This window comes from Wolbachia endosymbiont of Drosophila barbarae, from assembly GCF_044752445.1.
GTDB classification, from domain to species: Bacteria; Pseudomonadota; Alphaproteobacteria; order Rickettsiales; family Anaplasmataceae; genus Wolbachia; species Wolbachia pipientis.
Genome location: NZ_JBIXJM010000124.1, coordinates 1 through 11,101, shown reverse-complemented (window position 1 = coordinate 11,101; position 11,101 = coordinate 1). Strand labels below are relative to the sequence as shown.

Annotated in this window: 8 protein-coding genes, 1 tRNA gene and 1 pseudogene; 7 read left to right on the top strand and 3 right to left on the bottom strand. The window is 35.1% G+C overall.

Translation table 11 applies throughout. The annotated features are described in order from the left end of the window. Positions 1-51 precede the first annotated feature (51 nt). Positions 52-525 (top strand): annotated as a pseudogene (locus ACIPNH_RS01810) (phage portal protein); the annotation flags it as partial. 54 nt (positions 526-579) lie between these two features. Here ACIPNH_RS01810 and ACIPNH_RS01805 read toward each other — a convergent pair. Together ACIPNH_RS01805 and murJ are read right to left on the bottom strand one after the other, a co-directional pair. Next, a complete protein-coding gene (locus ACIPNH_RS01805; protein ID WP_400771347.1) occupies positions 580-3,123 on the bottom strand; it encodes an AsmA family protein in 2,544 nt (847 codons plus the stop codon). Positions 3,124-3,126: 3 nt separating this feature from the next. Next, a complete protein-coding gene (gene murJ, locus ACIPNH_RS01800) occupies positions 3,127-4,614 on the bottom strand; it encodes a murein biosynthesis integral membrane protein MurJ (protein WP_010962984.1) in 1,488 nt (495 codons plus the stop codon). 150 nt (positions 4,615-4,764) lie between these two features. Between murJ and ACIPNH_RS01795 the strand changes: the two genes are divergently transcribed. The 4 genes from ACIPNH_RS01795 to ACIPNH_RS01780 all read left to right on the top strand — a co-directional run bounded on the left by ACIPNH_RS01795 (position 4,765) and on the right by ACIPNH_RS01780 (position 9,113). Next, positions 4,765-4,840 (top strand) — tRNA-His (locus tag ACIPNH_RS01795). Between the two features lie 187 nt (positions 4,841-5,027). Then, a complete protein-coding gene (mnmG, locus tag ACIPNH_RS01790; RefSeq protein ID WP_265024476.1) occupies positions 5,028-6,950 on the top strand; it encodes a tRNA uridine-5-carboxymethylaminomethyl(34) synthesis enzyme MnmG in 1,923 nt (640 codons plus the stop codon). Positions 6,951-6,958: 8 nt separating this feature from the next. Continuing rightward, entirely contained in the window at positions 6,959-8,626 is a 1,668-nt protein-coding gene (locus ACIPNH_RS01785; RefSeq protein WP_264723900.1) for an aminopeptidase P family protein, read from the top strand. Between the two features lie 121 nt (positions 8,627-8,747). Continuing rightward, on the top strand, positions 8,748-9,113 hold the full coding sequence (locus ACIPNH_RS01780; RefSeq protein WP_064125381.1) for a hypothetical protein: 366 nt from the start codon (positions 8,748-8,750) through the stop codon (positions 9,111-9,113). A gap of 37 nt (positions 9,114-9,150) precedes the next feature. On the opposite strand, the gene ACIPNH_RS01775 is transcribed toward ACIPNH_RS01780, so the two are convergent. Then, on the bottom strand, positions 9,151-9,312 hold the full coding sequence (locus tag ACIPNH_RS01775) for a hypothetical protein (RefSeq protein WP_264723899.1): 162 nt from the start codon (positions 9,310-9,312) through the stop codon (positions 9,151-9,153). Between the two features lie 210 nt (positions 9,313-9,522). On the opposite strand from ACIPNH_RS01775, the gene ACIPNH_RS01770 reads away from it, so the two are divergent. Beyond that, entirely contained in the window at positions 9,523-10,167 is a 645-nt protein-coding gene (locus tag ACIPNH_RS01770; RefSeq protein WP_174515870.1) for an alpha/beta hydrolase, read from the top strand. Between the two features lie 5 nt (positions 10,168-10,172). Beyond that, positions 10,173-10,979 carry an SDR family oxidoreductase gene (locus tag ACIPNH_RS01765; protein WP_174515871.1) on the top strand — a complete coding sequence of 269 codons (807 nt, stop codon included), beginning with the start codon at positions 10,173-10,175 and terminating at the stop codon, positions 10,977-10,979. The last annotated feature ends 122 nt before the right edge of the window (positions 10,980-11,101 follow it).

The window sequence follows — 11,101 nt, the reverse complement described above, 5'->3', positions numbered from 1 at the left end:
TCCTTTCGTCGTGCTGTTGATTCTGCCTTCCTATGACCTGTTCGGACTATTATGAGAAATGCTATAAATGATCATTATTCAGGTCCTGTCAATGCTGGAAGACCGATATTGCTTGAAGGAGGCTTGGAGTGGAAGGAAATGAGCTTATCGCCAAGGGATATGGATTTCATTGAGTCCAAACACAGTTCAGCCCGCGATATTGCCCTGGCTTTTGGCGTTCCGCCGCAGTTGCTTGGCATACCAGGTGATAACACTTATAGCAATTTGGTTGAAGCACGCTTATCCCTCTGGGAACAAACGGTTTTACCAACACTAGAAAATATTATCTGTCACCTGAATTCTTGGCTGATACCAAGATTTGGTGAAGATCTGTGCTTGTCGTATGACAAAGATGCAATAGAAATTCTCATGGAAAAGAGACAAAAGTTGTGGAAATACGTAGAAAATGCAAGCTTTATGACACTCAATGAAAAAAGAGAAGCTTTTGGCTTGCCACCACTGCCAGGTGGTGGTGAGTTAGGTTAAGTTTGTATCCGTTCAGATGAGTTCATTGTCCCCTAAACCGTACGCCTAAGTAAATCAACTATTTTTCTTGCCAACCAGAGCGGTGAAGATTTGGTCTACATCAAAACTCATCTTAGGACGCCAAATAGGGCCATCCAAATGCATATCGATATAGATTGGATTACTATGGTTTGGCGGTATGAAAAAGAACCTGAATATAGAAGCTAAAGCGAAGTTAGATAAGGTTAAATTAGAAGAGATTGACCCTGATGCTTGATCAATCCCGAATTGTAAACTAGTTGAACATATACCACTCTTAATACTTGCTTTTCCGCTAATATTTTCAAAAGATGTTTTACCGTTATATATATCAACATAAGCAAGTGTGGAAATTTCAGATTTATTCTTACTGTTTAACAAATTAGTGATAAATGAATTGAAATCTACATTAGTAACTTCTATTCCTTGCGCTTGTAAGTTTACATCTCCTGATAAGTTACTAGCCCAATCATGAAAACTTTTTCCTTGAGTTTTGATTTCACCATTTAAGCTTACCTGACCATTTACATTGTCAATTCCTATAACCTTACCAATCTTTTTAGTGTCCAAATTTACAATAGAAAACCTTGTATTTATTGAGTCTGATCTTAAATAACCCTGAAAAAACACTTGCCCGTGTTCTAATACGTAACTTGCCTGCCTGATAGTGATAGTGTTGTTTCTCATTACCGCATCCAAATTAAAATCTTTCAAAACATTATGCTCGGTTTTAAATTCTGCAGTATTGATTTGCACATTTGCATCAAGGCCTTCTTTATCATCCAAAAAATCAAGCTGCTTTGTTGACCATTGAATTTGATCTATCTCATTTCTTGAATTTCTTTTCGTCTCTACTAAATTTGGTAATGTAATAATTTTTCCATTAAATTTACTGCCCGTAAGGTTAACATCTAATAAAGGTTTGGCGTATTTTTGATCTGCTAATATTTTTGCATTACCGGTAATATCGAAATCTTCTCCAGATAGTTTTATTTTATCTGCAACTAGCTTACCTTTTTCCATTTTCAGCAAAAAATCCAAATTTTTAATTTTCGTATCATTCAATGTAAGGTTATTAACACGGGCCTTTATATTTGCATCATACTGAAAATTTTTCAGCCATTGCATTTTAGGTAAACTGCTAAATAATGAATGATCATATTTATCTGCATCAAGATTATGCATGCTAAACTCACCATCGATCACACTGCGTTTTTTTGTGTGGCTTACTCTAATTGATCCTTGCAAGGATTCCTTATTATTTAGCAGTCTAATGTCTGAGATAGATAATATTCTTGGTGCAAGGTGCAGTTTAGAACTTAGTGTAAATTGATTTTTCTGGTTTTCTTTCATCTTTATAGAAGGGAAAAAACATGAAATGAATGACCCAAAATCATTTCCTTCGACTAATAAATCACCGTTGAATTCAGATAGGACATTATTGTTTGAGATCTCTCCTGATAAGTAAGATATATTATTGATTCCAGGAAATTTAAGAAGCGTATTAACTTTTACTTTGCCATCAGTGGATTTTAGTACAGCACGGAAATTGTCCAATATTTTGTTTTGATATTGAATGTTAGAAGCTTCTATATTAAAATTTAAGCTCAAGTTCTTTGGCACAACTGCTCTAAAACATTCCAGAAGATCCTTCATATTCATTGTTCTTTGTGAATCATTTTTTATGGAATCTAAATCAACTTTACTGAAGCTAATATTGAAATTAGTGTGATTGCCTTTTCTATCATTTTGTATTGTACCGCTGGCTTGCATGCTTTTGGAATCAATTTTTAAGTCAGTTGCCGTAAACTCACTTTCATTAAGACTTATATTGGATGATATCTTGATATTTTCGCTAGGAATAACACAAGAGAGAAAGCTAAGATTAATGATTTTTGCTAAATCACTCACAGAACCGGAACTGTTATTAATTGTTAATGTTAAATTACCCTGGAGTTCTTCTTGATTTCTATTACCTGTAAATAGCAAATTTACAAAATTTGATTCAACACTAATGTGTACATTCCTTTTTGTGATATTAACCTTTCCTGAAAAATCGTAATTATTATCACCTACCTTTACTTTACCAAAAAACTGCTTATTTTTTTTTACAGCAACTTCCTTTATGTTAACAATATCAGCGAAATCATTCTTGAAACTTACTTGGCTGTCTTTTATTACTATATTGACTGTGTTACCACTGGCGTTTGTATTTATAATATTAAGTAAATTTTCTTTGTTGCTTTTCATGCCAAACAATGTGATTGACTTTGGTTGCAACGAAAATAAAAACAACGATAGGAACGATGGCCTTATTTCAATTTTTCTTACACTAATTAAATCTGACAACTTTTGCTCTTTATTTTCGTTGTATTGTACGTATACATTATAAATAGTGAGCTTTGGGGTAATCAACGAAACTTTAATTTTTCCCCCAATATGCACTTTAGCATCATACGTCTTCTCTAACTCTTTTATGATATATTTCCTGTAGCCACTCCAATCCTTAAAAGTTGCAGCAACATGCATGAGAATTAATAGCAGTGAGATTGATAATATAGCATATAAAGAAAGTCTCATAATTTACACATGCTTAAAGTTTCCCTTAAATATTAAATAGAGAATACCAAAATAAACAATAACACTCAAAGCTATTAAAGTCGTTAAATAAACAATACGAGCCAACATTTTATCAAAAAATAATCCTGCTAACAAAGAATTAAAAATATAAAGGGCTATTGACATGACTGCCGTTGCTACAAAAATTTTCATGACATTTAACAATAACGCTTGGCTAACCTTATACATTTTATTTATTGTTAAATAACTAATTAATAGAATAGAGTTTATCCAAGTGGAAACGGAAGTAGCAATAGCAATTCCCGTATGCTGATACTCGTTCATTAACAAAAGGTTTAGCACTACATTAATTCCAAGACACATTAGCGAAAATATGGTTGGTATTTTCAGATTGCCTTTAGCAAAAAATGTAGGTAGCAATACTTTATTTATAATAAATGCAGGTAAAGAAAGAGAAAATGCTATTAAAGTGGGAACAGTTTGCTGCACTGCATAATGATCAAACCGGCCGTAAGAAAAAAGCGTAAGTAAAATTATGTCGGGAATAATGATAAAGGCAGCAGTTGTTGGCATAATTAACATTAATCCTATGTTGAGAGCCTTGTTCTGTATTTTGACTATATTTTCAGTATTATCCACCTGTTTTGAAATTAAAGGAAGAAGCACTGTACCAATTGCAGTACCGATTATTCCCTGCGGTAGTTGATTTAGTCTATCGGCATAATATATATAGGACACCGCATTTGGTATAAAACTCGCCATGATTGTATCAATCCATAAGCTTATTTGAGTTACACAATTGTTGATAATTGCAGGTATCACACGCTTAAAAAATAACCTTACTTCATTGCTTAATTCAAGGCTAAAAGAAAAAGCTGCCTTTAACTTGTATGCACTAAATAGTATCAAAAGTAGCTGGAAAATTCCTCCTATAAGGACAGCTATAGAAAGGTTGTGCGCTGGAGTTTTTACGTAAGGCACAAACAAACTGATGATTAAACAGAGATTCAAAACGATTGGTGCAATAGCTGTTGAAGCAAAATGCTGCTTTACTTGCAGCATTCCACCAATAAGTGATGCAATTGAAACAAAGATTATGTAGGGCATCATAATTCTTGATAAAGTAACAGTAAGGGTAAACTTACTTTGGTCAAATCCAGGAGCAAAAATTTGAATCATATAAGGGGAGAAAGTTTGCATGATAAGGCAAAAAATTACTAAGATAATAAACGTAATGGATATTACACTACTTGCAAAATTAAATGCCTTTTTATTATCATATGATTCTGTCGAATATAATGGTATGAATGAGGTAGTGAACGCTCCTTCTGCAAAAAATGCTCGAAATAGATTGGCAAAACGAAACGAAGAAAAAAATATGTCTGCAAGAGAGTTCGCACCAATAACCGTAGCAATCAATACATCTCTTATTAACCCTGAGATCCTTGAAATAGCCGTAAAAAAACTAAATGTGAAAATACTTTTAAACATACCACTACTTCATTAGTGTCAATACAATTAACTATAATGGTAAAAGTATCAATGAAAATATTTATTGGCTAAACTTAAAACCCTCTGCAAAAGGAGAGTTAAATAATCAATTGACTATTTGCGCTCTTATGTTAGAAATTTTATATCTTGGCGGGCGTAGCTCAGTTGGTAGAGCGTCAGTTTGTGGTACTGAATGTCGCCAGTTCGATCCTGGTCGCTCGCCCCACTAAAACCCGATAATTTGAAAAACCGTCATCCCGCTGCTTGTTAGCGGGATCTAGAGATACCGTGACGGTATGACGTGAGTTAGCTATACATTGGCCACTGATGATTGAAATAGTTAATTACTGTAAAATTTGACATTAACCGCTAATAGTTAGAATATTAGTAGAGTAAGAATTACTCAAGAAGGCATGCATAAATATGATGTAGTAGTAGTAGGTGGTGGTCATGCAGGGTGCGAAGCTGCTGCTGCTGCAGCTCGCCTTGGTGCAAACACGCTGCTTATAACTCATAAAATTTCAACTATAGGGGAAATGTCCTGCAATCCAGCAATCGGAGGAGTTGCAAAGGGCGTTGTAGTCAGGGAAGTTGACGCTCTTGATGGAATAATGGGAAGAGCAATCGATCAAGCAAGTATACACTCAGTCATTTTAAATAGCAGCAGAGGTGCGGCGGTGTGGGGACCACGTGCACAGGCAGACCGAAAATTATACAAGCAAGCAATACAGGAAATTATTCTAAATTATAATAATTTGACGGTAAAAGAAGAGTCGGTTGACGATTTTCTTATAGAGAGTAATAACAATGGAGAATTGTGCATTAAAGCTGTAATAACAAGCTCAGGGGAGCATATACTGACAAGTAAAGTCGTTCTAACTACAGGGACTTTTCTGCGGGGTGTGATTCATATAGGAGAGCAGGTAACTCCTTCAGGGAGAATGGGAGATAAGCCTGCCGTAGAACTTGCAAATACGTTGAAGAAATATAATTTTAAATTAGGTAGATTGCGTACCGGAACTCCGCCAAGGCTTGATCGTGGCACTATAAACTGGTCAATATTGCAAGAACAAGTGGGTGATAATCCACCTGTGCCGTTTTCTTATCTCACAGAAAAAATTAACCAACCTCAGGTATCATGCTTTATTACCCATACTAATGAAAACACGCATAAAATAATTAGAGAGAATCTGCACAGGTCAGCTTCTTCGTATTTGGATGATATTATAGCACCAAGATACTGCCCATCCATTGAAACTAAGGTTAAAAAATTCGCAGAAAAAAGTAGTCATCAAATATTTTTAGAACCAGAGGGCTTGAATGATGATACTATATACCCGAACGGAATTTCAAATTCATTGCCTATTGAAGTGCAGTGTGAAATGATAAAGAGTATCAAGGGACTTGAAAATGCAGAAATACTAAGACCTGGATATGCAGTTGAGTATGACTATATTGATCCACGAGAACTAAGCCATACTCTTGAAACTAAGAAAATTAAAGGCCTATATTTTGCTGGCCAAATTAATGGCACTACTGGATATGAAGAAGCAGCAGGGCAAGGAATTATTGCCGGAATTAATGCAGCACTCTCTGCATCTGAAAAAAAAGAAAGCTTTGTTCTTCATCGCACAGACTCATATATCGGCGTAATGATAGATGATCTAGTCACCAAAGGGGTGATCGAACCTTATAGATTATTTACCTCACGTGCAGAATATAGGCTAGCTATCAGGTCAGACAATGCAGATAGAAGATTAACACAAAAAGGTTATGATATTTCCCTTGTGTCGCATGAGAGATACTCTGTTTTACAGAATAAACTTAAATCTATTAAGCAACTTGAAGAAAAACTAGAGAGTTTGACGATTACTCCTGAGCAGCTTAGGTCTTATGGTATCAAAATATCTTATGATGGGATAAGAAAAACGGCACTAGATCTACTTAGCTATCCAAATATCGACTGGAATAAATTACAAGAAATATGGCCGGAGTTAAGCAGCGTCACGCGCTGGGATGACACCGCAGTGGGTAGCATAACTAAGAATGAAATATGCGAAGCGGTTGAAATTGAAGCAAAATACAAACCTTATCTAATAAGACAAGAAGCAGATATGAAGTTTTTACGAGAGGAAATCAATACTCAAATTCCAATCAACTTCAACTATTCACAAGTTAAAGGCCTGTCAAGTGAAGTAATAGAAAAGTTGCAGACGATAAAACCAGCAACGATTGGCATTGCAAAGCAAATACAAGGCATCACTCCTGCAGCGATAGTGAGCATATTAGTGTATTTGAGAAACAGGAAAACGAAAGTGGCTGCTAATTTTGTATGAGGTGTTCTATGTCAAAAATCGAAGAATTTCGTTCTTTTATGCACGAGATAAACGTTGATGCATTTATGTTGCATACTAAAGATGAATATTTAAATGAGTATTCAGAGGAGCTAACAAAGCTGTGTGGCTTTACAGGAACAAATGGGCTACTTATCGTTACAAAAGACAACAAGTGCCCATTTTTTACGGATGGACGCTATATTACACAAGCTCGCAATCAGCTCGATCGGGGCAATTTTCAAGTATATAATATACAAGAAGAGGATCCACGCGAATGGATAAAAGCAAACTTAACATCGACTGCCTCACTAGGTTATTATTTGCAATATTTTACCATCGAAGATATAAGAAAGTATGAGAATATCTGTAAATTCATACCCTGTTTAGCTGGAAAAAAAAGTGACTATCGAAAACAAGCAGTGGTTTTACATTCTATTAAATATGCTGGTAAAAGTAGTAAGGACAAATGTGAAAAAATAGCTAGAAGCGTAGATAAAGGAGCTGAAGCAGTGCTTTTAACTGATCCAAATTCAATTTCATGGTTATTAAATTTAAGAAACGAAAATGCTAAATATACTCCATGTATATTGGGTCGTGCTATATTGTATAAAAGCGGTAATGTTGATTTGTTTATTCAAGATAAAGAACATTCAACTATAGAAGCAAATTTAGGCAATCATGTAAATATTTTTGATATTAGTGAGCTAGAAAATTCGCTGCACAAGCTAAATTCAATAGTCATGGATCCAAGCACAACTCCAATGAGTATCATGGCTGTAATAAAAGATAAACAGGTAGCTGAGAGAGAAGATCCTTGTCTAATTTATAAAGCAGCAAAAAACCAAACTGAAATAGCTGGGGCTATAAATGCGCATATCAGAGATGGAGTGGCAGTTACAAATTTTCTATATTGGCTTGAAAATAATGTTGGTACAGAACTTGAAGCTGAAGAAAAGATTTTAGAATACAGAAAAGAGCAGAATTTGTTTAAGCAACTAAGTTTTCCAATAATTTCAGCATTTAATGAGAATGGGGCAATAATTCACTATCGTGCAAGCAGTAAGACGAATAAAGTAATTCAGAAAGATGGACTGTATTTGATTGACTCTGGTGGCCAGTACCTTGACGGCACAACTGATGTGACAAGAACTGTAGCAATTGGCAATCCAACTGATGAACAAATAACCCACTATACAATAGTACTCAAAGCTCACATTGCTATAGCAAGTGTCATCTTTCCTCCTGGCACTACTGGTGGAGAATTGGATATATTAGCACGTACGCATTTATGGAAATTTGGAATGGACTATATGCATGGTACAGGGCATGGAGTAGGAAGTTACCTATCAGTACACGAAGGACCACAAGCAATATCAAAAAGTAATAAAGTGAAACTCACGCCAGGGATGATACTTTCCAACGAACCTGGCTATTACATTCCGGGAGAGTATGGAATAAGGATTGAAAATCTGATGTATGTCAACAGACAAGAAAACGGCTTCTTAAACTTTAAACAACTGACCTCTATTCCATATGATAGAAGACTAATAAATGTGCAAATGCTTACTAAGGATGAAATTGAATGGATAAATGGCTACCATCAATTTGTCTATAAAAACTTAGAAAATAGCGTAAAAGATAAGAAATGGTTAAAGAAGGTATGTGACCCTTTATAAGCAAAGGAGCATTTTTTATTATTTAAAAAGTATTAATGCAATTGTGACAGGTATTTTGTATTGTTTTTAATTTTAAAATAATATATAATAAAGAACACGTATTTTTAGGTAGGTTATAATTATGATAGACAAAGGGCAAGAAGATGAATTTATGAAGCAGTATATGGATACTTGCAAAGAGCAAATAGAAAAATTAGCCAAGGATCCTGAATTGCTTAATCAGACTTTAAAACCATTTATGCAAATGTCTCAGCAGCTTATGGCTGGCGGTATGTTAGAAGGGGCTATGCCTGGCATGATACCTGATTTGGGCAGTATGGATGTTAACAAGATGATTGCTCAGATGAAGGAAATGATTGACTACATAAGAGGTAACTATAAGGAACTAATGAAAGAGCACAGCTCGCAGATTCAAGAGCTTGATGAATCCAGTAAAAAGCTAAGAGGCTTAGTTAAAAAATTGATAGAAAAGATCGAAAGTAAGTAAATAACATCTGGATTTCTGTCATTCTATATACAACTTTCTAGTTGGACGGTAAGTCGAGGTCAATTATTGATGCCATGAAAGTAGCTGACACTGGTTCCTTTATGACGGCAGTGCCCAGAGGTGTCATCCCAGTGCTTGACACTGGGATCCAGTTCTTATTACCTGGTGTAAAGTTAAGTTTCCTGGATTCCAGTGTCAAGCACTGGAATGACAGCAATCCTACGTCATACCGCGATTCATTCGCGGTATCTTAGTATAGATTCCGCTAACAAGTAGCGGAATGACGGTTTTTCAAATCGTCGATGAACCTAAGTCACTTTAGCTATAGTATCGGGAACGTAATTGCACATTGGTTTTACAAATTTGAAAATTAGTGTTAGATAAAAATATAAACGCAAAAGGAAAAAAAATGATTGAACTTAAAGGCCCAGAAATTTGTGCAGGCGGAAATAAGAAAAATTTGATTATTTTTTTACATGGTTGGGGCTCAAGTGGTGATAATTTTGTTCACCTTGCTAAAGTTATGAGCAAGTTTTTACTGGGTTCATATTTTGCAGTACCCAATGCTCCGTTTAAGAGAGAAATAGGTGATGGTTATCAGTGGTTTAGCTTGGAAGATCGTAGTGAGGAAGCGCTATATAATGGAGTAAAAAATGCTACATCAATTGTAAATCATTTCATTGATACAAAATTAAAGGAGCTTAATTTAAAAGATACGCAACTTTCTTTAGTTGGATTTTCTCAAGGAGCAATGCTTGCAATACATACAGCTCTCACCCGCTCTCAATCCTGTGCATCAGTTGTTGCATACTCTGGTAGGTTTCTTTTACCTTCAAAAACTGCACCAGAGATCAAATCAAAACCTAACATATGTGTTATCCATGGTGATGCTGACGACGTGGTACCTTTTTCGTCCCTCGACTTAGCGGTTAAAGCTCTGAAAGAAAATGGAGTAAATGTTGAAGGACACCCAATTCATGCATTAGGGCATATTATTAATGAAGAGGGAATAAAATTAGGAGTAGAATTTATCAAGAAGAATTTTAAAAATTAATTTTCATGCACTTGTTTTGCTTTGGTTATGGATATGTAGCTAAATTTTTATCGAAAAAATTACTGAACTTAGGTTGGAAAGTCAGTGGCACATCAAGAAGTAAAGATATACAAAATGTAATCCTCTTTAATTATGAGAAGGTTAGCCAAGATCTGCTTAAAAGCGCAACGCACGTTTTAATTTCTATTCCTCCAGATGGTGATGATGTTGTGGAGAGATACGGTGATTGCCTGCAAAATGTAAAATGGCTTGGTTATTTGTCTGCAACTAGCGTCTATGGTGATCACTCTGGTAATTGGGTGAATGAGGAATCTGAAACAAAACCTATAGAAATCAGAGGAGAAAAACGCCTTAAATCTGAAAGGAAGTGGCTAAATAGCAAACTGCCTGTACATATTTTTCGTTTAGCTGGAATATACGGCCCTAGTAGGAACGTGTTAATTGACTTGCAGCTTGGCAAAGCAAGAAATGTGAAAAAAGAAGGGCATTTTTTTTCTCGTATTCACGTTGAAGATATATCAAATATTTTATTTTCTTCCATGCAAAACATAAAACCTGGTGAAATATACAATTGTGCAGACGATTTACCCACTACACAATCTGAAGTGGTAATATATGCGACCAAACTTCTCAATGTTAGCCCTCCAGAACCAATTGAGTTACCAGATTATGCACAGAGTTTTTATTTAGGATCAAAGAGAGTAAGTAATGTTAAAATTAAAAAAGATCTTAATGTCTCTCTAATTTATCCTAACTACAAGGTGGGATTAGAGAGTTTGCACGTAAACAAAACTGAAATCACATCAGAATGATAGATAGGCTTATTGTCACTGCCATTAAGTTAAGGAAAGAATGGTTAAAAAATGAACTAAAAAGTCAGAAATAATTAAGGATTTATGACAAATGCTGAAACAGAATAGAGTAAACTTTAAAG